At 64.0% G+C, this 22,956-nt stretch carries 27 protein-coding genes and 2 tRNA genes; 13 read left to right on the forward strand and 16 right to left on the reverse strand.

What is annotated here, in order from left to right:
* Positions 1 to 45: 45 nt before the first annotated feature.
* Entirely contained in the window at positions 46 to 1,098 is a 1,053-nt protein-coding gene (locus tag AB6804_RS00800; protein WP_035969566.1) for an NADP(H)-dependent aldo-keto reductase, read from the reverse strand.
* Between the two features lie 164 nt (positions 1,099 to 1,262).
* Here AB6804_RS00800 and AB6804_RS00805 point away from each other — a divergent pair, with 164 nt between their 5' ends.
* Both AB6804_RS00805 and AB6804_RS00810 read left to right on the forward strand, forming a co-directional pair.
* The gene (locus AB6804_RS00805; protein WP_370884851.1) at positions 1,263 to 2,711 is read left to right on the forward strand and encodes an MFS transporter; all 1,449 of its coding nucleotides are present in this window, start codon (positions 1,263 to 1,265) and stop codon (positions 2,709 to 2,711) included.
* A gap of 37 nt (positions 2,712 to 2,748) precedes the next feature.
* On the forward strand, positions 2,749 to 2,940 hold the full coding sequence (locus AB6804_RS00810; protein ID WP_370884852.1) for a hypothetical protein: 192 nt from the start codon (positions 2,749 to 2,751) through the stop codon (positions 2,938 to 2,940).
* Positions 2,941 to 2,970: 30 nt separating this feature from the next.
* On the opposite strand, the gene AB6804_RS00815 is transcribed toward AB6804_RS00810, so the two are convergent.
* From AB6804_RS00815 to AB6804_RS00835, 5 genes are all read right to left on the reverse strand, one after another.
* Positions 2,971 to 3,324, reverse strand: coding sequence for a hypothetical protein (locus tag AB6804_RS00815; RefSeq protein ID WP_035969561.1), 354 nt, complete (start codon positions 3,322 to 3,324; stop codon positions 2,971 to 2,973).
* Positions 3,325 to 3,423: 99 nt separating this feature from the next.
* On the reverse strand, positions 3,424 to 3,627 hold the full coding sequence (locus tag AB6804_RS00820) for a hypothetical protein (protein WP_035969559.1): 204 nt from the start codon (positions 3,625 to 3,627) through the stop codon (positions 3,424 to 3,426).
* A gap of 53 nt (positions 3,628 to 3,680) precedes the next feature.
* A complete protein-coding gene (locus AB6804_RS00825; protein ID WP_370884853.1) occupies positions 3,681 to 4,070 on the reverse strand; it encodes a DUF5594 family protein in 390 nt (129 codons plus the stop codon).
* Positions 4,071 to 4,105: 35 nt separating this feature from the next.
* Positions 4,106 to 4,408, reverse strand: coding sequence for a hypothetical protein (locus AB6804_RS00830; RefSeq protein WP_035969555.1), 303 nt, complete (start codon positions 4,406 to 4,408; stop codon positions 4,106 to 4,108).
* A gap of 84 nt (positions 4,409 to 4,492) precedes the next feature.
* Positions 4,493 to 4,744: a hypothetical protein gene (locus tag AB6804_RS00835; protein ID WP_370884854.1), complete on the reverse strand. Its 252-nt coding sequence runs from the start codon at positions 4,742 to 4,744 to the stop codon at positions 4,493 to 4,495.
* Between the two features lie 153 nt (positions 4,745 to 4,897).
* On the opposite strand from AB6804_RS00835, the gene dusA reads away from it, so the two are divergent.
* The 3 genes from dusA to AB6804_RS00850 all read left to right on the forward strand — a co-directional run bounded on the left by dusA (position 4,898) and on the right by AB6804_RS00850 (position 6,698).
* Positions 4,898 to 5,902, forward strand: a complete 1,005-nt coding sequence (gene dusA / locus AB6804_RS00840) for a tRNA dihydrouridine(20/20a) synthase DusA (protein WP_370884855.1) — start codon at positions 4,898 to 4,900, stop codon at positions 5,900 to 5,902.
* Positions 5,903 to 6,036: 134 nt separating this feature from the next.
* A tRNA-His gene (locus AB6804_RS00845) sits at positions 6,037 to 6,112 on the forward strand.
* Between the two features lie 160 nt (positions 6,113 to 6,272).
* Complete coding sequence (locus AB6804_RS00850; RefSeq protein WP_370884856.1) at positions 6,273 to 6,698, forward strand: hypothetical protein; 426 nt, start codon at positions 6,273 to 6,275, stop codon at positions 6,696 to 6,698.
* A 37-nt stretch (positions 6,699 to 6,735) separates the two neighbouring features.
* On the opposite strand, the gene AB6804_RS00855 is transcribed toward AB6804_RS00850, so the two are convergent.
* The 6 genes from AB6804_RS00855 to AB6804_RS00880 form a co-directional block, all read right to left on the reverse strand.
* Positions 6,736 to 7,848: an enoyl-CoA hydratase/isomerase family protein gene (locus AB6804_RS00855; RefSeq protein WP_370884857.1), complete on the reverse strand. Its 1,113-nt coding sequence runs from the start codon at positions 7,846 to 7,848 to the stop codon at positions 6,736 to 6,738.
* Between the two features lie 28 nt (positions 7,849 to 7,876).
* Positions 7,877 to 8,512: a TetR/AcrR family transcriptional regulator gene (locus AB6804_RS00860; RefSeq protein WP_370884858.1), complete on the reverse strand. Its 636-nt coding sequence runs from the start codon at positions 8,510 to 8,512 to the stop codon at positions 7,877 to 7,879.
* 106 nt (positions 8,513 to 8,618) lie between these two features.
* The gene (locus tag AB6804_RS00865) at positions 8,619 to 8,807 is read right to left on the reverse strand and encodes a hypothetical protein (protein WP_035969542.1); all 189 of its coding nucleotides are present in this window, start codon (positions 8,805 to 8,807) and stop codon (positions 8,619 to 8,621) included.
* Between the two features lie 212 nt (positions 8,808 to 9,019).
* Positions 9,020 to 9,307: a DUF1488 domain-containing protein gene (locus AB6804_RS00870; protein ID WP_244792442.1), complete on the reverse strand. Its 288-nt coding sequence runs from the start codon at positions 9,305 to 9,307 to the stop codon at positions 9,020 to 9,022.
* Positions 9,308 to 9,448: 141 nt separating this feature from the next.
* A complete protein-coding gene (locus AB6804_RS00875) occupies positions 9,449 to 9,805 on the reverse strand; it encodes a hypothetical protein (protein ID WP_370884859.1) in 357 nt (118 codons plus the stop codon).
* On the reverse strand, positions 9,802 to 10,074 hold the full coding sequence (locus AB6804_RS00880; RefSeq protein WP_035969537.1) for a hypothetical protein: 273 nt from the start codon (positions 10,072 to 10,074) through the stop codon (positions 9,802 to 9,804). Before AB6804_RS00880 ends, AB6804_RS00875 begins: the two co-directional genes overlap by 4 nt.
* A gap of 341 nt (positions 10,075 to 10,415) precedes the next feature.
* Between AB6804_RS00880 and AB6804_RS00885 the strand changes: the two genes are divergently transcribed.
* Complete coding sequence (locus tag AB6804_RS00885) at positions 10,416 to 10,739, forward strand: hypothetical protein (RefSeq protein ID WP_370884860.1); 324 nt, start codon at positions 10,416 to 10,418, stop codon at positions 10,737 to 10,739.
* A gap of 56 nt (positions 10,740 to 10,795) precedes the next feature.
* Here AB6804_RS00885 and AB6804_RS00890 read toward each other — a convergent pair whose 3' ends face one another.
* Positions 10,796 to 11,293: a heme-degrading domain-containing protein gene (locus AB6804_RS00890; RefSeq protein ID WP_370884861.1), complete on the reverse strand. Its 498-nt coding sequence runs from the start codon at positions 11,291 to 11,293 to the stop codon at positions 10,796 to 10,798.
* A 106-nt stretch (positions 11,294 to 11,399) separates the two neighbouring features.
* Positions 11,400 to 11,476 (reverse strand) — tRNA-Met (locus AB6804_RS00895).
* A 181-nt stretch (positions 11,477 to 11,657) separates the two neighbouring features.
* Between AB6804_RS00895 and AB6804_RS00900 the strand changes: the two genes are divergently transcribed.
* From AB6804_RS00900 to AB6804_RS00910, 3 genes are all read left to right on the forward strand, one after another.
* Complete coding sequence (locus AB6804_RS00900; protein ID WP_370884862.1) at positions 11,658 to 12,038, forward strand: DUF2946 domain-containing protein; 381 nt, start codon at positions 11,658 to 11,660, stop codon at positions 12,036 to 12,038.
* Between the two features lie 83 nt (positions 12,039 to 12,121).
* Entirely contained in the window at positions 12,122 to 12,484 is a 363-nt protein-coding gene (locus AB6804_RS00905; RefSeq protein WP_370884863.1) for a copper resistance protein CopC, read from the forward strand.
* A gap of 7 nt (positions 12,485 to 12,491) precedes the next feature.
* Entirely contained in the window at positions 12,492 to 12,941 is a 450-nt protein-coding gene (locus AB6804_RS00910; RefSeq protein ID WP_370884864.1) for a copper chaperone PCu(A)C, read from the forward strand.
* Positions 12,942 to 13,029: 88 nt separating this feature from the next.
* Here the strand turns inward: AB6804_RS00910 and AB6804_RS00915 are convergent, their stop codons facing one another.
* Entirely contained in the window at positions 13,030 to 15,588 is a 2,559-nt protein-coding gene (locus tag AB6804_RS00915) for a penicillin-binding protein 1A (protein ID WP_370884865.1), read from the reverse strand.
* 523 nt (positions 15,589 to 16,111) lie between these two features.
* Between AB6804_RS00915 and AB6804_RS00920 the strand changes: the two genes are divergently transcribed.
* The 3 genes from AB6804_RS00920 (at position 16,112) to AB6804_RS00930 (ending at position 18,830) form a co-directional block, all read left to right on the forward strand.
* Positions 16,112 to 16,507 carry a hypothetical protein gene (locus tag AB6804_RS00920; protein WP_370884866.1) on the forward strand — a complete coding sequence of 132 codons (396 nt, stop codon included), beginning with the start codon at positions 16,112 to 16,114 and terminating at the stop codon, positions 16,505 to 16,507.
* A gap of 246 nt (positions 16,508 to 16,753) precedes the next feature.
* Positions 16,754 to 17,434: a PspA/IM30 family protein gene (locus AB6804_RS00925; RefSeq protein WP_035970610.1), complete on the forward strand. Its 681-nt coding sequence runs from the start codon at positions 16,754 to 16,756 to the stop codon at positions 17,432 to 17,434.
* Between the two features lie 160 nt (positions 17,435 to 17,594).
* Positions 17,595 to 18,830, forward strand: a complete 1,236-nt coding sequence (locus AB6804_RS00930; RefSeq protein ID WP_370884867.1) for a tetratricopeptide repeat protein — start codon at positions 17,595 to 17,597, stop codon at positions 18,828 to 18,830.
* 293 nt (positions 18,831 to 19,123) lie between these two features.
* Here the strand turns inward: AB6804_RS00930 and glgX are convergent, their stop codons facing one another.
* Positions 19,124 to 21,334, reverse strand: coding sequence for a glycogen debranching protein GlgX (glgX, locus tag AB6804_RS00935; protein ID WP_370884868.1), 2,211 nt, complete (start codon positions 21,332 to 21,334; stop codon positions 19,124 to 19,126).
* A gap of 193 nt (positions 21,335 to 21,527) precedes the next feature.
* Between glgX and AB6804_RS00940 the strand changes: the two genes are divergently transcribed.
* On the forward strand, positions 21,528 to 22,910 hold the full coding sequence (locus AB6804_RS00940) for a DUF2252 domain-containing protein (protein ID WP_370884869.1): 1,383 nt from the start codon (positions 21,528 to 21,530) through the stop codon (positions 22,908 to 22,910).
* The last annotated feature ends 46 nt before the right edge of the window (positions 22,911 to 22,956 follow it).

Below are 22,956 nucleotides of genomic sequence, written 5' to 3' on the forward strand. Positions count from 1 at the left end.
ATGCTGACACATCCGCGGTCCGGTGACCGGAACCGCGTCACCGCATTACGGCGCGGGATTCGGCTGACGCTCGTGCAAGGCCTCGATTTCCGCGAGGATCTCGTCGGACAGTTCGATGTCCACGCTCGCCACATTCTCCTGCAACTGCGCCATCGACGTCGCGCCGATCAGCGTGCTGGTCGTGAACGGACGCGTGTTGACGAAGGCAAGCGCGAGCTGCGTCGGCGTCAGGCCGTGGCGCTTCGCGAGTTCGACATAGGACGTGGTCGCGGCGATTGCCTGCGGCTTGCTGTAGCGCTGGAACCGCTCGAACAGCGTGATGCGCGCGCCCGCCGGACGTGCGCCGCCCTCGTACTTGCCCGACAGCCAGCCGAACGCGAGCGGCGAATACGCGAGCAGTCCGATGCCTTCCTTGTGCGTGAATTCGGACAGCCCGAGCTCGTACGTGCGGTTCACGAGACTGTAGGGATTCTGAATGCTGACGATACGCGGCAGCCCCGCCTTCTCCGCCGCGCGCAGAAACTGCGCGACGCCCCACGGCGTTTCGTTCGACACGCCCACGTAGCGGATCTTGCCGGCCTTCACGAGATCGCCGAGCGCGGCGAGCGTTTCCTCGATGGGCACGGTGTATTCATCGTCGATATACGGATACGCCCCGCGCCCGAAGGTCATCGTGCTGCGGTCGGGCCAGTGCAGCTGATAAAGGTCGACGTAATCGGTTTGCAGGCGCTTGAGGCTGCTGTCGATTGCCTCGTTGATGTTCTTGCGATCGAACTGATTGCCCGCGCCGCGAATGTGACGCGGATTGTGCGGCTGGCGCGCCGGCCCGGCGATCTTGGTCGCGAGCACGATATCGCCGCGCTTGCCGGCGTTCTTCGCGAGCCACGTGCCGATGTATTCCTCGGTGCGGCCCTGCGTTTCGGGGCGCGGCGGCACCGGATACATTTCGGCGGCGTCGATCAGGTTCACGCCTTGCGCGAGCGCGTAGTCGATCTGCTCGTGCGCTTCGCTTTCGGTGTTCTGCTCGCCCCAAGTCATGGTGCCGAGCCCGATCAGACTCACGTCGACGCCCGAATCGCCCAGTTTCCGATACTTCATTGCTTGGTTCCTTTTTATTGAAGCCTGCTTGTTGACACCCGCTGGCGAACTGTCCACGGCAGACATAGCCGACCAACCGCAGAAACTACCATAGGCGCGCGAGGTCTGCTCCCACGGCTAGAATTCACGCACTGCGCCTTCCACACGATCAAACCACCCGGCCGATGTCCTCTTCCACTGCCTCCAGCGAACCCGACCGCACGAAGCCGGGCTCCTCGATCATCGTCATGCTCGTCGCCGCGACGTTCTTCATGGAGAACCTCGACGGCACCATCATCGCGACCGCGTTGCCGCAGATGGCGCGTTCGTTCGGCGTGCATCCCGCCGACATGAGTCTCGGCATCACCGCATATCTGCTCACGCTGGCGGTGTTCATCCCGATCAGCGGATGGGCCGCCGACCGCTTCGGCCTGAGCACCGTGTTCGGCAGCGCGATTGCGGTCTTCACGGCGGCGTCCGTGCTCTGCGCGACGACATCGACACTGCCGGCGTTCGCCGCAGCGCGCGTGCTGCAAGGCATCGGCGGAGCGATGATGGTGCCGGTCGGACGCCTCGCCGTCCTGCGCGCCACACCGAAAGACGGGCTGATGCGCGCCATCGCCATCATCACGTGGCCGGGACTCGTCGCACCGGTCATCGGGCCGCCGCTCGGCGGTTTCATCACGACGTATTCTTCCTGGCGATGGATCTTCTACCTGAACGTGCCGCTCGGCTTGATCGGCCTGTTGCTGACCTGGCGCTTCGTCGACAACGTGCGTGAGGATGCGCAGCGCCGCTTCGATTTCGCCGGCTTCGTGCTGTGCGGCATCGCCTGCGTGACGCTGCTCTACGCGATGGAACTCGTCGGCCGCAACGACGCCTCGTGGCCGCTCGTCGGTGCGCTCGTCGCGATGGGCGGCGTGGCGGGGGTTCTGTCGTGGCGGCATCTGCGGCGCGCGGCGCAGCCGGTCGTCGATCTCGCGCCGCTCAATATCCAGACCTTCGCCGTGGCGATGGGCGGCGGCTCGCTGTTTCGCATCGCCATCAGCGCCGCGCCGTTTCTGCTGCCGCTGATGTTCCAGGTCGGCTTCGGCATGAACGCGTTCGATTCGGGCCTGCTGACGCTCGCCGTCTTCGCCGGCAACCTGTCGATGAAAATCGTCACCACGCCCGTCATGCGGCGCTTCGGCTTTCGCCGGGTGCTGCTCGTCAACGGCGTGATTGCGGCGCTCTCGCTCGCCGCGATGGCCCTGCTCGCGCCGTCGACGCCGAAGCTCGCCATTGCAGTCGTGCTGTTCGCGAGCGGCCTGTCGCGCTCGCTGCAGTTCACGGCGCTCAACACGCTCAGCTTCGCCGACGTGCCGAAGGCCCAGATGAGCGGCGCGTCGGCGCTGTCGAGCACGCTTTTTCAGATGACGATGGGTATTGGCGTCGCGGCCGGCGCGATCGCGCTGCGCATCGGCGAGTGGCTGCACGGCCACGATGCGCATTCGATCGCACCGGAGGATTTCAGCGTCGCGTTCGTGATCGTCGGTTTCATCGGGCTTGCGGCCGTGATTGATCTGCTCAGGCTGCCGAAAGACGCGGGTGCGCTGGTGTCGGGGCATGGCAAGGCGGACGGATCGCCGCGCTAAATGTCGGGCGTTGCGTGCCGTAAACCCCGGTATGAACATGCAAAGTCTGGAATCGATCGCCGCCGTGAGCGAAGCGGTCGCCGTCATCCGCCATGCGCGCGGCCTGAAGAATCCGAACGATCTGCCGGCCGGCACGCCCGAATGGAAAGCCGCGAGCGATGCCTTCGCCGACGACTTCCTGCGCGCGCTCGACGGCGAACCGGCCGTGCGCTCGTGGTGGACGTTCTAACGCGCCTTACCGTTGCGCCGCTTCACCGCCTCACCGCTTCAGCCAGTCGAGCCATCCGAGCGCGATCGCCGCGTTCACGATGACGCCGGCCGTCGCCGCGAGCGCCGCAATCATCGTCCAGAAGGCGGACCGGCGCGACGCCTGCGCGGATTCGCGGGCAAGCTGCGCCGCATCGTTGGCCGATGAGACCGAGGCGAACATCGCCCGGAACTGCTCGTTCTGACGCGCGGCGTCCTTGTCGCGCAGCCAGGCGCGTTTGCTGGCGATTTCCGGATCGGCGTGCGCGGCCTCTTCGAGATCGGCGCGGACCGATGCTTCGCCGGCGGCTTCGTAGCGTCGATAGCGGGCTTGCCGGGCGGCTTCCTGATTATCGTTGTCGCTCATCGTTCTTATAGATTTGTCTGACGGACGTCGCGCAGAAGCCGCTCCACGCACGGCGCGACGCCGCGCGTGGGCGATCACTCGGGCATCGCCGGCTCCGCGTCAGCGGTCGTTCGACATCGCTTTCAGACGATCGTTGCCGGCGTCGCGGGCGGCATCGGCGGTGGCGAAGTTTTCTTCCGACACCATCGCGCGTTTGATCTCCTGCGCCTGGAAATCGACGAGGACGAGCACCCACACGAAGCCGCCCGCCTGTTCCGCCGTCTGCACGAATGCGCGCAGCCTGCCTTCATTCGACGATGCCATCTCGATCTCCCATTTCGTGAGTGCGTTCGATCCGAAGCGAGCGGCGGGGTCCGTCAGGGTTCGAAGTCGAGCCCGCCGAGCAATATTGACGGCTCCGCTTGCGAGCGCGTGTTGAAATCGACTTCTCGCGCGCCTTGCCAGGCGATGAATTTCGCGCCGAGCGAATCCAGATATCGCTGGAAACGCGTTTCCCCGCCGGGGCGCAACAGGCGCTCGATTTCGTCGTCGTCCCAGGTGAGGAACACGCTCAGATCGAACGGATATTGACGCGCCCGCTCGCCGTTGTCATGCGGCGGCGCACTGATGTGCAGCCGCGTCGGCGCATTACGATGTTCGTACGGAACGACGTCGATACGCAGCCCGCGACCGATCTGCCGCGCGACGCGTTCGACGATGCGCGGCATGAATTCGGCTTCGAACCTGAGCGCCTGTTCCCGATTCAATGCATGTTCTCCGCTGCGCCCGCGTTTGCTCGTCGTCAGACGGGCGGCAGGTCTTCGAGCGATTTCTCGATTTGCCCGTCCTGCACGCGCGCCTCGATGCCGACGTGGCCGTTGGCGTAGGGCAAGGCGCTGACTTTGGGTCCGAGAAAGGTTCGTCCGCCGAGCGTGAAGAGCGTGCGGACTTCCTTGCCGCTCTTGATGGCGTCCACGACTTCGTGGACATCCACGATGCTGGTCGGAGCCGCCCACGCATTCCTGGCGGAATCGAAACTGCCCCAGCGCACGTTGGTCACACGATCGTTGACCCAGCGCACGCCGTCGATCGCCAAAGTAGCCATAGCTACCTCCATGGTCGTCGGTTGGGGTGATGGTCTGAAGATGCTAGCACGGTGCATCGCGCCGTGGCGTGCTCGCGGTTCGCCTTACTTCGCGATGGCGTCGCTCGCGGGACTGTTGTGCAGCATGCGGCCGCTGTTCGGCGGCGGATTGGGACGCTTGACGGGCATGTTGTCGGGATTGTGCGGGCGCGCGGCGCTGGCCGCGGGCGATCCGGGCGCGCCGGGCGGCTTGACCATCGACGCGTTGTCGTCCGGGCGCGCGGCCGGCGGATTCTGCGCCTGTGCGGCGAGCGCGGCACAGAGGAACGCGCTTGCCGCGATCAGTTGCTTTTTCATGATGGACTCCGTTCGAACGACGTCATGCCTGATCTGACAGGCGTTCACCCGAAAGATTCGCCTGTGCCGCCGCAAAGCGCCCGCAAAACGCGCTCGCATCGCTGCGTTAAAATCGCAGATTCGCCGCCATCCGACACCGTTCGTCCTATCGCCATGTCCGCCGTTCCGAAGATCAGCCCCCGCCGCGTGTCCGTCGCACCCATGATGGACTGGACGGATCGCCATTGCCGTTCGCTGCATCGGCTCGTGTCGCGCCACGCGTGGCTCTACACCGAGATGGTGACGACCGGCGCGCTGCTTTACGGCGATGTCGCGCGGCACCTCGCCTTCACGCCCGGTGAAGCGCCCGTCGCGCTGCAACTCGGCGGCAGCGAGCCCGACGATCTGGCACGGAGCGCGAAGCTCGGCGAGCAATGGGGCTACGACGAGATCAACCTGAATTGCGGATGTCCGTCCGAGCGCGTGCAGCGCGGCGCGTTCGGCGCGTGCCTCATGAAGGAACCACAGCTCGTCGCCGACTGCGTGAAGGCGATGCGCGATGCCGTATCGATTCCGGTGACGGTGAAGCATCGCATTGGCGTCGACGCGGTCGAGGACTATGCGTTCGTCCGCGACTTCGTCGGCACGGTGGCGGACGCGGGCTGCGAGGTGTTCATCGTCCATGCGCGCAACGCGATTCTCAAGGGCCTGAGCCCGAAGGAGAACCGCGAGATTCCGCCGCTCAAGTACGACTATGCGTATCGGCTGAAGCGCGACTTTCCGCATCTGGAAATTTCGATCAACGGCGGCATCAAGACGCTGGATGAAGTGGAAGAGCACCTGAAGCATGTCGATGGCGTGATGCTCGGACGGGAGGCGTATCACAATCCGTATGTGCTGGCGGAAGTCGACACGCGCTTCTACGGTGCGACGACGCCTGTTCCGGCGCGCGAGGATATCGAGGCGGGGCTGATCGAGTATGCGCGTACGGAACTTGCGCGCGGCATGTATCTTGGCGCGGTGACGCGGCATGCGCTGGGCTTGTACCGGGGCGAAGCGGGCGCGCGCGGATGGCGGCGCGTGTTGTCGGATAGCAAGCGGCTCGCGAAGGGCGATCTCGGCATCTTCGATGAAGCGCGCAGCCATTTGCGCGACGGCGTAGAGGCGATCGAGGCTTGACGCGAACCGGCAGCGCAGACCGCAAAAAAATGCTCGAAAGGGCTAGGCAAGCGGAATCTCAGTTCGTATAATCTCGCTTCTCGATCGGCAGGCAATCTTGCTGAAGCGAGAAAGCGGTAGATCTGTTGTCAGTGGTGGCTGTAGCTCAGTTGGTAGAGTCCAGGATTGTGATTCCTGTCGTCGTGGGTTCGAGTCCCATCAGCCACCCCAGAAGAATTCAAGCAAAAAGCCCAGTCGAAGACTGGGCTTTTTGCTTTGCGGCGCTTCTCGTGTCGCCATGCACCGGTCAGTTGCCCCACGCCCGCCCCTATAATGGCGCTCGTCACGATAACCGAGCGAGCCGCTGTCTCGCCCGCCTGCGGTCCAGCCAATGCAAAAACTCATTCTGCCGTTCGTCTCAGGTTTTCTCGCCGCCCTGTTCTTTCGTGAATCGACTTACGCGCTTTTACATGCAGCCGGACTCATCGATGCGACCGGCTTCTCCACCACGCCGTTTATGCCGCTCGGCATCCCCGAGTTCATCGCCAATGCATTGTGGAGCGCCGTCTTCGCCGTACTGATGGCGTGGCTGCTGCGCGTCGCGCCCGATAACCGCGCACCGTGGATCGGCGCGCTCGTTTTCGGCGGCATCGTGCTGACGGCGGTGAGCGCCTTCGTGATCGATCCGGCGCGCGGCATCTGGCCGGCCGGCAACATGCTGCCGCGCCTCGCGCCGAGCTTCATCGCGAACGCCATCTGGGGCTGGGGCGCACTCGTTTTCATGCGCGCATTCATGGCGCGCGGCGAGGCGCGTTAAGCGCGCTAAGCGGCCGGGCGCCCGGCCGCCGCGAGCCTTAATCCTTCAGCAGCCGCAGCGGGTGTGTCGCCGGTGACCACGCGCTGTCGAACATGTGCTCGACGTCCTTCGGCTCGACATCCTCGGCGCGGGTGACTTTCCATGCTGGCTGATCGTCCTTGTCGACGATGCGCGCCCGTATCCCCTCCACCACGTCGCCCCGCTCGAACACCGAGCGCGTGAGATCGAGATCGCGGCGCAGCGTCTCGGCCATCGTCGAGAAGCGCGCGCGATCCACCTGCTGAAGCGATACATCGACGGACAGCGGCGAACGTTCGCGCAATTGCGCCGCCGTGCTGCGCGCCCAGTCGCTTCCCGACGCGTCGGCTTCCCGTTCCAGCGACGCCAGTATCGCCGCGCCATTGCCCGCCGCAAAACACTTGTCGATCAGCGTGCGCGCTTCTGCGAGCGGGCTGGCGTCGGGGATCGGCGATACCTTGTACTTCGTGGTCTCGTTCTGGACGAAACGCATGATGTCGACGCCATCCAGAAAACGCTGATGCCGCAGCGATTCAATCAGCCCCGGCAGCGCGCCGTCGTCGAGATAGGCGTCGGCCATGCGTGCGTACAGTGCATCGGCGGCGCCCATGCTCGCACCCGTTGCCGCGAGATAGCGGCCGATCGCGCCCGGCGCGCGCGCCAGAAACCAGCTCACGCCGACATCCGGAAACAGTCCGATGCGCGTCTCGGGCATCGCCATCTTCGTGGACTGCGTGACGATGCGCAGCCCGCCGGTATGATGCGCGCCCTGCGAAATGCCCATGCCGCCGCCCATCACGACGCCGCTCATGACCGCGATATACGGTTTCGGGAACGTGAAGATCGCGTGATTGAGCTTGTACTCGTCGATGAAAAATGCGTCGACGGTGTCGCGGTCGCCCGCCTTCGCCGCATCGTACAGAAAGCGAATGTCGCCGCCCGCGCAAAATGCGCGCACGTGCGGGCTGTAGATCATGACGGCGCGGATCGCCTGGTCGTGACGCCAGGCCCGCAACGCCTCGCTGATCGCGCGCAGCATCGGCGGCGTCAGCGCGTTGAGCGCCTTCGGACGATCGAGCGCAATGAAGCCGATGCCGTTGGCGGTGTCGATACGGATGTCTTCAGTGGTCATCGTGTTGAGAGTCGGAACGTTCTTTCGGTCAATCACCAGCGCCAGCGGCGAGCCCGGAGCCAGCGGCGAGCCCGGGACCAGCGGCGAGCCCGGAGCCAGCGGCGAGCCACGCTTCGAGCGACAGCTCGACGAGCGCCGCCACCGGCGCAGCAGGCGGCGCCGCACCGCTCAGTTCGAGCGCGACGATGCCGTGCAAGTTCGCCCACAACGCCTGCGCGCAGGCAGCCGGCGCGTTCGCGTTCAGCGCGGCGAACGCCTCCCCGAAAAGCGAAAGCATCGCGGCGCTGTCGCGGCTGCTCGCGACGCCGGCAGAACCGGCTGCATCGCCAGTCTCCATGAACATCAGCCGATACATCTCCGGCTCCGCCAGGCCGAACTCGACATACGCGCGGCCGATCGCTTTCAGGCGCGCAGCGGGATCGGGAATCCCCACGTGCGGAACGAAGGCCGCGCGCAGTTGCGCATGCCCTTCTTCGCGCAACGCTCGCGCGATCTCGCCCCGGCTCCTGAAGTGAAGATAGAGCGCTGCGGGCGAGTAGTCGATCGCATCGGCGAGCTTGCGCATCGAGAGCGACCCGATGCCCTCGCTCCTCAAGATGCCGCGCGAAGCTTCGAGTATGCGCTCGCGCAGCGCGTCGCGCTGCTGCTGCTTATGCTGGCGCAATCGGCGTGTCCGCTCTTCATCCAGACTCATGCGAGACATTGTCGGCACCGCTACGTTGCAAGTGAGTTTAGGTTACGGCGGGCGATGCCGCGCAAGACGCCGCCGTTCAGACGATCATCGAGCCGTCGTCGTCCCTGCGTGTTGCCGAAGCCGCGTTGTAGAGCGGCTCGTCCGAGTCGCCCAGCACGACCGAAGCAAACAGAATGCAGAAGCCAAGAATCAGGACACCGACGGCCGCCCAGATGAGCCAAAGTGCATTGGACTCGACGAGCGAGTGAAGAAAGGATTGAAGCATGACGACCCCGCGCGATTTTTATAATGGATGCTCTTCGAAGCAAATGCCCCGGAGCAAGTAATATGCCGAGCGAATCGCATCGCATGCGGCAGAGTGTCATCATGTTACTCCGAGGCGTGAGCGTGCGAAAGGACACCGTTCATGGACGTCCTTTCGCCGCAGCGCCGAACGCTGGCAGCTCTTACACCCCATGCTTGTAAGAGGCGCTCCTTTCACTCGACAGTAACGCGCCCCGGCGGAAAGTGCCCGCTTTTCAGCAGCACGGGCATGCCGTTCGTCACTCGCAAATGTTCTCGCGCGACGGCTTCGATGCGCTCGCGGCCGGCATCGAAAGCGCCGATCCAGCCGGCGCTGTCGTAAGTTTGCGCGCCGAAGTGATCTTCGAGCGCTTCCACGGAAATCGCGCACGGCACGCGCCGGCCATCGACGAGCGCGGCGAATTCGATCGTGAGATTGGAATCGCGATAATCCGGCGCGTCAGAAAGAAAACGAATGTCCATGATTGTCTCGTTGCAGAGGCGTCTCTCCGTTCGATCTCGCCGCGATGAGTGGGCCGCGCCTGCGAAATCGGTCAGGGCAAACATGGTACTCGCCGATGGACTGCACGGTCCAGCACGCGCGCGATGCGCCGCCGCCGACGATCAGCCGTCGAGCACGTCTTCGCCGACGTCCACGACGAGCAGCGAGCTCGCGCGAGGATCGGCGTAATTGAAATCGAGGTGACGGCTCATCTCGCGAACGCGCTGGCATACGCGCTCGCGGGCATCGTGCGGCAGATGCGGATACGCGAGCAAGACGCGTGCGTCGAAACGGTAATGCACGCCCCACGCGATATTGCCCGCATGGTTCGCCACCCCGCTCGTGCGCCAGCTGACGAACAGCGCGGGAGCCGCATCCGCGCCGACCTCGGCGATATCCGCCCCGCTCGGAAACAGATCGACGAGACAGTGCGCGATATCGTAAAGCACGGCGTGGCGCAGATGAATGGCTCGCATCATGTCGATTGCAGCAACCGGTCGATGTAATCGCGCGCCGCTTGCTCGACGTGCGTGAGTGCTTCCTCCTCGGTGGCGAAGCGTCGTTCCGGGCCGAGATCGACGAGCGCCTCGAAGTGGCGCGCGTTGTCCGGGCCGCCCTGACCGAGGCTCACCGAACCGACGTAAATACCCGCGCCGGGCTGACCGTCCTTGCTCTCGTGCGTCTGCACGAGCCGCGCCGATGCGCTGATGTAATAGCTTCGATACGGTCCCGTCACTCTTTCCGCCATTGCTTTTTTCCTCCGTTGCTCGTTGCCGTGTCGCGCGCCATTGCGCGGCTCGACCGCAATTCAAACCGATTGCCCATTCATAGGGCGCACGATCCGGCAAATAGTTCGCAGCGTATGAAATGCTGCATGTGTTGAGTGACGTCTCGCAAGCGTCGCGCCCGCGTCATGTCACGCCGGGTCATCGGCGTATGGGACAATGCCCATCTCAAAAAGTATGCGCGCGCGGGCCTGGCGTCGCACGGACCAGAACTCACGAGGTACAGATGAAGGGATTCAATCGGCGAAGCAGCCGACTTTCCACGATTGGAGATGCGTTTCCTTCGGCGCATGGAGCGCAAGGGATGCGCAAGGTTTCATGGCTGCGCGCGTCCATGCTCGGCGCGACTGCGCTCCTGATGGCGGGGCTGGGTGCTTGCGCATCGTCGAATAACGCTTCGCTCATCAATCTGCCCGATGGACAGACGGGCTACGCCGTCAATTGCAGCGGCGCGGATGCCGGATCGAGCTGGGCGAGTTGCTATGTGCTCGCCGGGAAAGCATGCGGCGCGACGGGGTATGACATCGTGTCGAAGGACAACGAAGAAGGCGGGCCGACGGGCGGCGGCATCAGCAATGTGATATCCGCGAACGTGAAGAATCGTTCGATGATCATTCGCTGCAAATAGGCACGCGGTTCTCGCCTTGTGCCCAACCGCATTTCGTTCACGCGCGGAGACAGCGCTCAGTGATGATCGAGCGCGAGCGCGGCGTAGCTATGACCGAGGACGGCGCACAAAGCTTCGACCACCATCTCGTGATCCTTGCGCTGCGGCAGTCCTGACACCACGACCGAACCGATCACGCCCGCATTCGCCACGCGGATCGGAAACGCCCCGCCATGCGCGGTGTATTGAGCAGGATCGAGGCCGTATTTATCGGCGAGCGTGGCGCCGCTTTGTTGCAGCGTAAGCCCGATGGCATACGAGCTGCGGCGGAAGTGCTCGACCGTCTTCGATTTCCGCTCGGCCCAGCGCGCGTTGTCGGGCGTTGCGCCATCGAGTGCGGCGAAGAAAAGGCGGTGGCCGAAGGTGCGCACGTCGATCGCGACGGCTGCACTCCGCGCAAGCGCCATCTCGCGCAATTGCGAGCCCACTTGCCAGGCGTGTTCCGTGTTGAACTGCGAGAACACGAGCGTGTTCTCCTGATGCGCGATGGCTTGAAGATCGTGTGGAAGGTCCATCGTTTCTCCTTTGCGTGTGGGCTGGCTGATGCGCGGATCGAAAGCGTTTCGAGCAGATAACAAAAAACCCGCTCAGTGGCGGGTTTGATGTTGCGACGGTCTTCAGTGGTTGCGGGGGTAGGATTTGAACCTACGACCTTCGGGTTATGAGCCCGACGAGCTGCCAGACTGCTCCACCCCGCGTCCGTCGAAGAGAAGATTATAGGGCATCGATCTATGGAGCGCAATCATTAAGTTCATCATTTGCTTCTGCGTTTGCGAAGACCATGCCTCGCGCACCCAGACGATCAGTCGCAAAAGCCGCATAAGCGTGCGTGGCATAATCGTCCGCTATCAACATCCATCATCGGTACGAGAAGGCGGGATGCAGCTTTTGCGTCGGGGAATCATCGGGAAAGCGAGCGGTATCGTAGCCTTGTGCGCGATGCTGCTGCTCTCGTTCGCGCCCGTTGCGTCGCAATGGCTGAACGCCCAACGCGTCGATGCACAGTTCGCATCGGTATGCGCCTCGGGCAACGCGCACCCCGTGACGTCATCGCATGCCGATGACCACGCCCGTATCCATCTTCCGGCCTGTGGCTACTGCGATCTCATCGCCCATGCGCCCACGCCGCCGGCGCTCGCTATCGCGTTCGCGTCAAAACCCTCACCGCGCGATCTCTTCGCTTCACTCGATACCACCCGCACCGCGCATCGTCTTCGCTTCGATGACGCCCAGCCGCGCGCACCGCCCGCCCTCGCCTGATCTGCCCTTATTCCGCACGCTGCGCGCGTCGCATCCGACGACACGCCGGCGCCGCGCCATCAAGCATCACACAGGACTTCATCATGTCGATCAAATCCGCGCTACGCGGCATGCTCGTATTCGCGTGCATCGCATCGGCGCAACTCGCGTTCGCTCACGCGGTCCCCAAGCTCGAGCAGCCCGGCCCCGGCGCAACGGTCAGCGCGCCGCAAGAAGTATCGATCGTGTTCGGCGAAGCACTCGAACCGACCTTCAGTTCCATGCTCGTCACCAACGCGCAAGGCAAGCAGGTCAACACGGCGAAATCGGTCGTCGATAGGGACAACAAGAAGCGCATGAGCGTCGCGCTGGGCGATCTCCCGCCGGGCGTCTATAAAGTGCAGTGGACGGCGGTCGCCGCCGACGGACATCGCACGCAAGGTCACTACAACTTCACGGTCAAGTGAGGCCGCAATGAAAAGAAACGCTGTACTGATGGGCGCGCTCGTTTGCGCGTCCTTCGCCCCGTTCGTCTCCGCCGCGCATTCGGCCACGCTCGAAGCGCGCGATTGCTGGGTTCGCGCGATGCCGCCGAATCTACCGTCGTCGGGTTATTTCGTCGTCTCGAATAACGGCGACAAGGCCGCGACGCTCAGCGCCGCCGCCACGCCCGCCTTCGGCATGACGATGATGCACAAGTCGGAAAACAAGGGCGGCACGGCGACGATGGCCGCCGTCGATGCCGTCGACGTTCCCGCGCACGGCACGCTCGCATTCGCACCGAAGGGCTATCACCTGATGCTCGAGGAACCGGGCAAGTCCGTGAAGGTCGGCGCGACGATTCCGCTCACGCTCACGTTCGCCGACAAGACCACGGTCAAGGTCGATTGCGCCGTTGAATCAGCGGCGACGCTCGGCAAGTAACGCTCGACACACGTCGCCAAAAAGCAAAAACGCGCCGGAGTCGTGAGACCCCGGCGCGTTTTTTTCTATCCCCGACACCGCCGTGACGTCACGGCCGGTTGAACATGTCCATGATCTGCTTGCGTTCGTCGGTGGTGACTTGCGGCACCGGCGGCGCCTGCATGCCGGCCGGACCGACACCGCCCGCCGTGGTGGAATCGCCGGCCATCGGATTGCCGCTGTCGAGACCGATGCTCGCGACGAAGCCCGCGCCCGGCGTATGGTCCGCGAAGAACAATTCGCCGTCGACGGTCGTGATGCCATCGGGCATCGGCATCTGCTGTTGAGGAATGCCGCGCAGCGCGCGTCCCATGTACTCGACCCAGATCGGCAACGCGAGTTGCGCGCCGAATTCCTTGCTGCCAAGCGATTTCGGCTGATCGTAGCCCATCCACGCCACCGCCACGAGCTGACGCTGATAGCCCGCGAACCAGCCGTCCTTCGCGTCGTTCGTCGTGCCGGTCTTGCCCTGCAAGTCGTTACGCTTGAGCACGTTGGTGCCCGAGCCGGTGCCGGACGTCGCGACCGTATGCAGCAGGCTGTTCATCACATAAGCGTTGCGCGGCTCGAGCGTCTGCGGCGCATTGCTTCCCGCCGTCAGCGGATCGGCACGCGAAACGACCGTGCCGCGCGCATCGGCGATTTCCGCGATCAGATACGGATTGATGCGATAACCGCCGTTCGCGAACACCGAGTACGCGCCGCTCAATTGCAGCGGCGTGACGAGCCCGGCGCCGAGCGCGAGCGGCAGATACGGCGGCGTCTTGTCCTTGTCGAAGCCGAACTTCTGCGTGACGAAGTCCTGCGCGTAGCTCGTGCCGATGTACGACAGAATGCGGATCGACACCAGGTTCTTCGATTTCTGCAAGCCGGTGCGCATCGACATGGGGCCATCGGGCTGATCGTCGTCCTTCGGCTCCCACGGCTCGCCGCCCGCCGGCGCGGGGAAATACAGCGGCGCATCGTTGATGATGGTCGCCGGTCCAAGTCCCTTGTCGAGCGCCGCCGAATAGATAAACGGCTTGAAGCTCGAGCCCGGCTGACGCCAGGCCTGCGTCACGTGATTGAACTTGTTCTTGTTGAAATCGAAACCGCCGACGAGCGCGCGAATTGCGCCGTCTTGCGGCGTCATCGACACGAGCGCGCCTTCCACTTGCGGCAATTGAGCGATTTGCCAGTTGCCCTTCGCATCCTTCGTCAGTCGAACGATGGAACCCGGCTTGATCGCAAGCGCCTTCGATGCGTTGCTGCGCAGCGCCGCCGCCACGAAGCGCAAGGCGTCGCCGGAGATCGTTGCGGTCTCGCCGCCGACGAACTGCGCCGTCACCTGCTTCGGCGTCGCCGACGTGACGACCGCCGCGACGAGATCGCCGTTATCCGGATGATCGACGAGCGCGTCTTCGATCGATTCGGCGCGATCATCGGATGCGGACGGCAGGTCGATATGCCCTTCCGGCCCGCGATACCCGTGACGTCGCTCATAGTCCATCACGCCCTTGCGCACGGCACGATAAGCGGCGTCCTGGTCGGTGGAACTGATCGTCGTCGTGACCGTGAGGCCGCGCGTGTAGGTCTCTTCCTTGTACTGCGCGTACATCATCTGCCGCACCATCTCCGCAACGTATTCGGCATGCACGCCGTACTCCGTCCCGGACGACTTCGTGTGAATCTCTTCGGCGATGGCCCGATCGTACTGATCGCGCGTGATGTAGTTGAGATCCAGCATGCGCTTCAGGATGTACTGTTGCCGCACCTTCGCGCGCTTCGGATTCACGACCGGGTTATAGGCTGACGGCGCTTTGGGCAGCCCCGCGAGCATCGCGGATTCCGCAAGCGTGATGTCCTTCAGGTCCTTGCCGAAATACACGCGCGCCGCAGCCGAGAAGCCGTAGGCGCGCTCCCCCAGATAGATCTGGTTCATGTACAGCTCGAGAATCTGGTCCTTGGTCAGCGCCCGCTCGATCTTGTACGCGAGCAGCATCTCGTAGATCTTGCGCGTGTACGTTTTTTCGCTCGACAGGAAGAAGTTGCGCGCCACCTGCATCGTGATCGTGCTCGCGCCCTGCGATGCGCCGCCGTGCATCAGGTCCGTCACGCCCGCCCGCAGAATGCCGAGAAAATCGACGCCGCCGTGATCGTAGAAGCGATAGTCCTCGATCGCAAGCACCGCTTTCTTCATCTGATCGGGAATGTCCTGAAAGCGCACGAGGCTGCGCCGCTCTTCGCCGAATTCGCCGATCAGCACGTGATCGGACGTGTAGACGCGCAGCGGCACCTTGGGCCGATAGTCGATGAGCGCGTTCAGCGACGGCAGGTTGGGCTCCATCACGACGAGCGCATAACCGACGATCAGCGCGCCGATCACGGCGGCGATCGCCGCAAGGCTCGCGAACCACATCGCGATCCGGCCGAAGGGCGAGCGTCCGCGATCGCGTCCGCCACGGCTGTTGCGGCCATTGCCGCCGTTGCCGCCGTTGCCGCCATTGCGTCCGCCGCCGTCGCGGTTGCCGCCCGCATCGTCACGTGAGTCGTTGCGTGAGTCGTTCCAGCGAGGCTCGCGATCGTATCGCGATGTTTTAGAGGAGTCGGGACGTTTAATGATAGGCATGACTGGGATGGTTCGGCGCGCGTGCAGGCGCGCGCTGCGTCGCTGATCGATGCGCCGGCGAATGCAAGAACGCAGACTTGGCAAAGAAGAGACGAGCGGATGAGCGGGTCGGTATCGACCGTAGGTAACTGCGCATTTTAAAGAATTCGGCCACGAAGCTACAAAACCGGCAGCATTTTTTTGTAAGTAAATGACGCCGCTCCTCTCGCGCGCACCGCTCAGGGAAAACGCGCGGTTACGCACAGAAAGTGTTGAGAGCCTTGTGGACAACCTTATGAGAAAATAGCCAAGCCATTGATCGGGCGCGGTTTTCCCTGCCCGCTCATGCGCTGCCCACGGAGGCGCAAATGGCGGCGATTTGCGGGGCCGCGTGCGCGCACACTGGCGCCGCGAACCGATATGATGGATGCTCGTTTTACCCGCCGCCCGGCGGCAAACGATCGCGATTATGAAGTGACGCCGTTTCGATTCTCAGGACTGCGCTTGCTATGTTTGCAATCGCCTTACTGTCTGCGAGCCGCTCATGACGACCAAGCCAACCGAACGCATCGTTGTATTCGTGACCCCCGCGCAGAAGCTCGCCATCAGCAAGACTGCGGACGATCTCGGCGTCAGCGTGAGTGAGCTGATGCGGCGCGCGGTGCTCAACTTCAATGCGACGAGCGAGCAGATCAAGGCCGCGGGCATCGTCGATCGCCTGCGTGCGCCGAAAGCGCCCGATCCCCTCGATATCGCGCTGCGCAGCGTCGCAGCCAAAGCCGCGGCCCGCGAAGCACGCGAGGCGGCCAGCGCGAACAGGCGCGCGGCGCTAACGCCCATCGTGCCGGATTTATCGACAGCGGACCCCATCCATCCCGCCGATGCCGAACCTGCAGGCGAAGACGCGTCGCTGACCGGCGACGGACGCGCCGGCCACTGAGCCCAACGTACGTCTTCTCAGTGCCGCTTTCTCGTCGCGGCATGCCCCCGCACGCCGTTACACTCCTTAACGTTGCTTAAGTCCACGTTAAGTCGCGGCGTGCTCTAATACACGGGGTAAACCCGGGACGAACGTGACGCGCACGCGGCTTGCAAACCGCCCGATGCCCCTCACATTCGACGCGCATACACAAGTCCATGCGCGCCTACGCGCAACGCATGCAGCGGTTCCATCAAGGAGAAATACATGTCGCTTTTCGATTCCATCTCGCGCACCGTCAAAGGCCTTCTGAACGATGCCGCCGACACCATGCAGGACCCGTCGCGCGACGCACGCCAGATCGTGCGCGAACTCGACGACAGCATCGGCAAGGCGGAGAACTCGCTCATCGAAATCGAGGCGCAGGTCGCCACGCAGCAAAGCAAGCGCGACGCCGCCGCCGACAAGGCGAAGAAGTATGAAGACGGCGCGAAGCGCGCATTGCAGGGCGGCGACGAAGCCCTCGCACGCGAGGCGCTCGCGGCGCAAGCCAACGCCGAAACGGAACGCGATGCGCTCGCAGCCGAACTGCTGACGCTCGTGCCTTCGGTCGATCATCTCAAGCAGCAGATCGCCGACATGCGCCAACGCCGTAACGATCTCAACGCGCGCTCGAACATCCTTCAGGCGAAGCAGCAGATCGCGCAGGCGAAGGACACGGCCGCGACGGCGCTCGGCGGCATCGGCGGAAAGAATCTGTCCGAGGACTTCCAGAAGCTCGAAGACAAGGTGCAGCTTGCGAACGCCCGCTCGGACGCGCGCCTCAATTCCGCCGATCAAAAGTCCGGCAAGGCGCTCGACGACAAGCTGGCGGAGCTCAATCGCGGGCCGTCGGTGGAAGACCGTCTCGAAGCGCTCAAGAAGCAGTTGAACACGCCCGCGCAGTAATGACGCAAATCGCCGGCGCGGGGCAAGGCTCGTTGCAAGGCTCGTCGTTCAAGCCGGGCATCCGCCTTGCGTCGGATTGGTATCTGGCAATTCGCATGGGACCGGAGTGGCATGCTCCGGTCGACAATGGAGACGGGCGTTTATCGCGTCCGGCCCGCTCATGAAAAAAACTCTGACGGCTCTGGCCTTATCGATGTCCATCGCGCTGTCCGTCGCGTCGCCGCTCGCGTTTGCGGTGCCGACGGCGCAGCAGGTCGAGCAATCGATGACGCAGAACAACTGGCGGCAAGCCGATGCACAATTGAGCGAAGTGCTCGAAGCGCATCCGAACAACGCCCACGCGCATTATCTGTACGCGCAGGTGCTCGATCGCGAAGGCCGCTATAGCGATGCGCTCTCGCACCTGCAACAGGCGAGATCGCTCGATCCTTCCATCAAGTTCACGGACCCGTCGCGGTTCGCGTCGACCGAGGCGCGTATCCGCAACGACGCCAGCCGCGCCAGCACGAACACCAACACGACGACGAGTCGCAGCTCGAACGGCTCCGCTACGCAGAATCCGTTCAATCCGGGACAGGCGGCGGCGCCTCAGTCGCATGGACCGTCGATGGGCATGTGGATCGGTCTCGCCGTTCTTATCGGCGCGATTGCGCTCGTGTTGCGCTGGGGGCTGCGTCGCGCCCGCGCCCGCGACGATGGCCGCGCCGACGACGATCGCCGCGGGCAAATGAAGCGCGCGACCGAACTGCTGAACGACGTGCGCACGCTGAAGCTCGACGTGAAGCTGTCCACCGCGCCGGGCCACGAAGCGCTGCTGCGCGACGTCGAAGGCACGGAGGCGCAGTTGCGCGAGATGGTCGAAGCGCTGTCGAACTCGAAGAATCCAGTGCCGCCGTACGCCATCGAGGATCTCGGCCATCAGGTGGAAAGTCTCAAGGCGCGCGCAGAAGGCCGGCCCGATCCGAACGCGGCTCAGCCGGGTTCTGCGGGACCGTCGCCGTACGCACAGGAAGCCGATCGATTCGGGCGCTACCAGCAGCAGCCGTATCCGCAACAGGGACAACAGGCGCCCTATCCGCAGCAGGGACAGCAGCCGCCCGTCATCATCCAGCAAGGCGGCGGCGGTTTCGGCGGCGGCATGGGCGGTCTTCTGACCGGTGTGTTGCTCGGTCAGGCGCTGTCGCACGGGCGTGATCGCGTCATCGAGCGCGATGTTCCGGTCGAGCAACGCAATGATGGCGGCAACGGCGGCTTCGACTTCGGCAACAACGGTCTTGGTGACGCCGGCGGAGGCGGAGGCGGCCTCGATTTCGGCACCGGCTCAAACGACTGGAACGACAATAGCGGCGGAGGCGTCGACCTCGGCAGCAACGACGACAACTGGCGCGACTCCTGACCGTCGCCATCTACTGAACTGCGTCGCATCGAGCAAAGGCCCCTTTTTATGGGGCCTTTCTCGTTGCGGCGAGCGATTCAACCGCCGCCGAGAAAGCGCAGCAGCGCCCAGAGAAACTTGAAGAAGCCGACGATGAACTCCCAGATGCGCTCGAGCTGGTCCCAGTTCGCTACGCCCAGCACAGTCTGAAGCATCATGCGGCAGTGCCTGAAAGAGACATCGGAAAAAACAAGGGCGGCTTTCGCCGCCCTGCTGCGATTGCAAAGATCGCATGATAACAATCGACGGACGCCTCAACCGCCCGGCTTGTTTTCGCCCTGCTCCGGCGGCACTTCATCCGTCAGCGCGTCTTCCAGCCCTTCGATGATCCGCTGCGTCGCGCCGCGCGCCTGAAGCGCGAACAACAGCAGCGAGCGGCCCGTCACCTGATACACCTCGCCCGCTTCGAATGTCGGCAGTTCCTCGCGGATCGGCGCGTTCGTGTCGATCAGACAGCTCCACTGGTCCGGCCCGGGGATATCCGGCAACGTGAAGTCGACGACATCGTGATACGCGTTCATCACCAGCAGCAGCGTCGCGTCCGATGCCGGCTTGCGGATGCCCGTCGCCTGCGCGCGGCCATCGATGACGAGCCCGAAGCAGCGCATGCCCGGATCGTCCCATTGCTCGGGCGTGAGCGTATCGCCGCTCGGGCTCAGCCACTTGACGTCGGCAACGTCCATGTCCTCGCGATACGCGCCCGTCAGGAAACGCTGGCGGCGCAGCACCGGCAGCGTGTGGCGCAGCGTCGTCAGCTTGCGGACGAACTCGGTCAGCGCGCGGCCATCGTCGTCGATGTCCCAGTTGACCCAGCTGATCTCGTTGTCCTGACAGTACGCGTTGTTGTTGCCTTTCTGCGTGCGGCCGAATTCGTCGCCGGCGAGAACCATCGGCGTGCCTTGCGAAAACAGCAGCGTCGCGAGCAGATTGCGCTTCTGGCGTTCGCGCAAGTTGCGGATTTCCGGGTCATCGGTCGGACCTTCGACGCCGCAGTTCCACGACTTGTTGTCCGAATGGCCGTCCTTGTTGTCCTCGCCGTTCGCCTCGTTATGCTTTTCGTTGTAGGAGACGAGGTCGTTGAGCGTGAAGCCGTCGTGCGCGGTGATGAAGTTCACGCTCGCCCACGGACGACGCCCCCGCTTGTTGAATTTATCGCCGGACGCGGTGATACGCTTCGCGAGGTCTGCTGCTTCGCCCTCGTCGCCCTTCCAGAAGCCGCGCACGGTATCGCGATAACGGTCGTTCCATTCCGCCCAGCCCGGCGGGAATCCGCCGACCTGATAGCCGCCGGGACCGCAATCCCACGGCTCCGCGATGAGCTTGACGCTCGAGAGAATCGGATCTTGCCGGCAACTGTCGAGGAACCCGCCGCCTTCGTCGAAGCCATACGGCTCGCGGCCCAGAATCGTCGCGAGATCGAAGCGGAAACCGTCGACGTTCATCTCCGTCACCCAGTAGCGCAGGCTGTCGGTGACCATCTGCAGCACGCGCGGATGCGAGAGATTGAGCGTGTTGCCGGTGCCGGTATCGTTGATGTAGTAGCGCGACTGCTCCGGCATCAACCGGTAGTACGACGCGTTGTCGATACCCCGGAACGACAGCGTCGGCCCGCGCTCGTTGCCTTCGGCGGTGTGGTTGTAGACCACGTCGAGAATCACTTCGAGCCCGGCCTCGTGCAGCCGGTCAACCATTTCCTTGAATTCGGCGACGACGCCCGCGCCGCGCGCAAAGAAGCGCGGGTCAGCCGCGAAGAAGCCGATCGTGTTATAGCCCCAGTAGTTCGTGAGGCCCTTGTCGAGCAGATAGCTGTCGTTCACGAACGCGTGGATCGGCAGCAGTTCGACCGACGTCACGCCCAGGCTCTTGATGTAGTCGACCACTTCCTTCTGTCCGAGCCCTTCGAACGTGCCCCGCATGTGCTCCGGAACCGCCGGATGCCGCTTCGTATAACCGCGCACATGGGTTTCGTAGAAGATCGTGTGCTCCCACGGCACGCGTGCGCGCGTCGCGTGTGTCCAGGTGAAGTTCTGATCGACGACCTGGCACTTCTGCATGAACGGCGCGCTGTCGCGTTCGTCGAAGGTGAGATCGTCGCCTTCCGCGTTGAGCGTATAGCCGAACACGGCCGGGTCCCACTTCAGCTCGCCGACATGCGCCTTCGCGTACGGATCGAGCAGCAGCTTGTTCGGATTGAAACGATGGCCGGCCTCCGGCTCGTACGGGCCATGCACGCGATAGCCATAGACGGCGCCGGGCGCGAGGCCCTGCACGTAGACGTGCCACACTTCGTCGGTGTACTCGGGCAGTTCGATGCGCTGCGTTTCCTTTTCGCCCTTCTCGTCGAAGAGGCAGAGTTCAACCTTGGTTGCGTTCGCGGAGAACAGGGCGAAGTTGACGCCCTTTCCGTCCCACGTCGCGCCGAGCGGAAACGGGGAGCCTTCGGCAATGCGATATTCGTTCGGCATGAGATGATAGTTCGATGAGATGACGCGCACGGCGTCGGGAAAGAGGTCAGCCGCATTGCACGGCGAAATGGGCTTACTTCGTGTGTTGTCGATCGGGTCAGCAGTGAGCAAGCCGCGTACCCGGCGTTTTCACCGGGACTGGCGCGATACATGCTGCGCCTTCCGTTTCATCGCTCGCCGCAGGAGAACACGCTTGTCCACGCGCCTCAGCTCCATTTCGATGGCAACCGCCGCCGGCACCGCCGAGCAAAGCCGTGCGGCCGGCCGCGCGCTGCGCGACGCCGTTCCGTTCGAAGCGCACGGCGCCTGGCAGCCGGAGCCGGATCGCCCCGATCCCGTGGAGCGCGTGCTCGCGGGCAACGCGGGACGACAGGAACGCCTGCTGCCGCTGCGCATGGCGCGCATGGCCGAATCGCCGTTCGCGTTCCTGCGCGGCTCGGCGACCGTGATGGCGTGGGATCTCGCGAGATCGCCGTCGATCGGCCACAACGTCATCATCGACGGCGACGCGCACATCAATAATTTCGGGCTTTTTCGCACGCCGCGTCAGGACGTCGTGTTCGATCTGAACGATTTCGACGAGACGCTCGTCGGTCCGTGGGAATGGGACCTCAAGCGCCTGACCGCGAGCATCAACGTCGCGGCCCGCGAAAACGGCGTCGATATGCCGGGGCGCGACCGTGCGGTGCGCTCGGCGTGCGCGGCGTATCGAACGTCGATGGAAAAGCTCTGGCGCGTGAGTCCTTACGATCTCTGGAACATGCGCTCGTATGCGAGCGCGCTGCACATCGACGCACCGACCGCGCTCACCGACGACGAAAAGGCTACCGTGCAGAAAACCGTCGAGCGCGCGATGAAACGCTCGCACGCGACGATGCTCGCCAAGGTCGCGGAGCCGGTCGGCAAAAGCTGGCGCTTCATCGTCGATCCGCCGATCCTCACCAAGCTCGACGCCGCCGAGAAGAACCATGTCATCGACGGTCTCAAGGCTTATCTGCAGACCATCGCGGGCGAGTGGCGCATGATGCTCGAACGGTACGACGTCGTCGATGTCGCGCATCGCGTGGTCGGCGTCGGCAGTGTCGGCACGCGTGCGTATCTCGTTCTGATGCTCGGCCGCGCGCTCGGCGATCCGCTGTTCATTCAGGTGAAGGAAGGCATCGTGCCGGCCGCCGCGCCATTCGTGCCGCCGCTCGACGAGCCGTATCGTCACCAGGGCAGGCGCGTCGTGCATGGACAGCGGCTGATGCAAAGCTCGTCCGATCCGCTGCTCGGCTGGACGACCATCGCCGGGCGCGATTTCTACGTACGCCAGATGAAGCAGATTCGCGGCTCCATTCCCGTCGACTGGCTGCACGGTGCAACCTTCGACTTCTACGCGTGGTGCCTCGGACTGTTGCTCGCCCGCGCGCACGCCCGCACCGGCGATGCCGCGCTCATTGCCGGCTATTGCGGCAGCTCTGACCGGCTCGACGCCGCGTACGCGATGTGGGCCGAACGCTATGGCGCGCAGACCGTGGCTGATCACGCGGCGTTTTGCGCGGCAATCAGCGTCGGGCGAGTAAAAGCGGCCTGACGACCGGTCGACTCGCCGACGCGCCGGCAAGAAACCGGCGGCTCGT

It is taken from the genome of Caballeronia sp. RCC_10, from assembly GCF_041360715.1.
GTDB lineage: Bacteria > Pseudomonadota > Gammaproteobacteria > Burkholderiales > Burkholderiaceae > Caballeronia > Caballeronia grimmiae.

Bases quoted from the DNA above. Each gene is read 5' to 3' on its own strand.
- AB6804_RS00800 (WP_035969566.1), bottom strand. From the start codon at position 1,098: ATGAAGTATCGGAAACTGGGCGATTCGGGCGTCGACGTGAGTCTGATC.
- AB6804_RS00805 (WP_370884851.1), top strand. From the start codon at position 1,263: ATGTCCTCTTCCACTGCCTCCAGCGAACCCGACCGCACGAAGCCGGGC.
- AB6804_RS00810 (WP_370884852.1), top strand. From the start codon at position 2,749: ATGCAAAGTCTGGAATCGATCGCCGCCGTGAGCGAAGCGGTCGCCGTC.
- AB6804_RS00815 (WP_035969561.1), bottom strand. From the start codon at position 3,324: ATGAGCGACAACGATAATCAGGAAGCCGCCCGGCAAGCCCGCTATCGA.
- AB6804_RS00820 (WP_035969559.1), bottom strand. From the start codon at position 3,627: ATGGCATCGTCGAATGAAGGCAGGCTGCGCGCATTCGTGCAGACGGCG.
- AB6804_RS00830 (WP_035969555.1), bottom strand. From the start codon at position 4,408: ATGGCTACTTTGGCGATCGACGGCGTGCGCTGGGTCAACGATCGTGTG.
- AB6804_RS00835 (WP_370884854.1), bottom strand. From the start codon at position 4,744: ATGAAAAAGCAACTGATCGCGGCAAGCGCGTTCCTCTGTGCCGCGCTC.
- dusA (WP_370884855.1), top strand. From the start codon at position 4,898: ATGTCCGCCGTTCCGAAGATCAGCCCCCGCCGCGTGTCCGTCGCACCC.
- AB6804_RS00850 (WP_370884856.1), top strand. From the start codon at position 6,273: ATGCAAAAACTCATTCTGCCGTTCGTCTCAGGTTTTCTCGCCGCCCTG.
- AB6804_RS00855 (WP_370884857.1), bottom strand. From the start codon at position 7,848: ATGACCACTGAAGACATCCGTATCGACACCGCCAACGGCATCGGCTTC.
- AB6804_RS00865 (WP_035969542.1), bottom strand. From the start codon at position 8,807: ATGCTTCAATCCTTTCTTCACTCGCTCGTCGAGTCCAATGCACTTTGG.
- AB6804_RS00870 (WP_244792442.1), bottom strand. From the start codon at position 9,307: ATGGACATTCGTTTTCTTTCTGACGCGCCGGATTATCGCGATTCCAAT.
- AB6804_RS00875 (WP_370884859.1), bottom strand. From the start codon at position 9,805: ATGATGCGAGCCATTCATCTGCGCCACGCCGTGCTTTACGATATCGCG.
- AB6804_RS00880 (WP_035969537.1), bottom strand. From the start codon at position 10,074: ATGGCGGAAAGAGTGACGGGACCGTATCGAAGCTATTACATCAGCGCA.
- AB6804_RS00885 (WP_370884860.1), top strand. From the start codon at position 10,416: ATGCGCAAGGTTTCATGGCTGCGCGCGTCCATGCTCGGCGCGACTGCG.
- AB6804_RS00890 (WP_370884861.1), bottom strand. From the start codon at position 11,293: ATGGACCTTCCACACGATCTTCAAGCCATCGCGCATCAGGAGAACACG.
- AB6804_RS00900 (WP_370884862.1), top strand. From the start codon at position 11,658: ATGCAGCTTTTGCGTCGGGGAATCATCGGGAAAGCGAGCGGTATCGTA.
- AB6804_RS00905 (WP_370884863.1), top strand. From the start codon at position 12,122: ATGTCGATCAAATCCGCGCTACGCGGCATGCTCGTATTCGCGTGCATC.
- AB6804_RS00910 (WP_370884864.1), top strand. From the start codon at position 12,492: ATGAAAAGAAACGCTGTACTGATGGGCGCGCTCGTTTGCGCGTCCTTC.
- AB6804_RS00915 (WP_370884865.1), bottom strand. From the start codon at position 15,588: ATGCCTATCATTAAACGTCCCGACTCCTCTAAAACATCGCGATACGAT.
- AB6804_RS00920 (WP_370884866.1), top strand. From the start codon at position 16,112: ATGACGACCAAGCCAACCGAACGCATCGTTGTATTCGTGACCCCCGCG.
- AB6804_RS00925 (WP_035970610.1), top strand. From the start codon at position 16,754: ATGTCGCTTTTCGATTCCATCTCGCGCACCGTCAAAGGCCTTCTGAAC.
- AB6804_RS00930 (WP_370884867.1), top strand. From the start codon at position 17,595: ATGAAAAAAACTCTGACGGCTCTGGCCTTATCGATGTCCATCGCGCTG.
- glgX (WP_370884868.1), bottom strand. From the start codon at position 21,334: ATGCCGAACGAATATCGCATTGCCGAAGGCTCCCCGTTTCCGCTCGGC.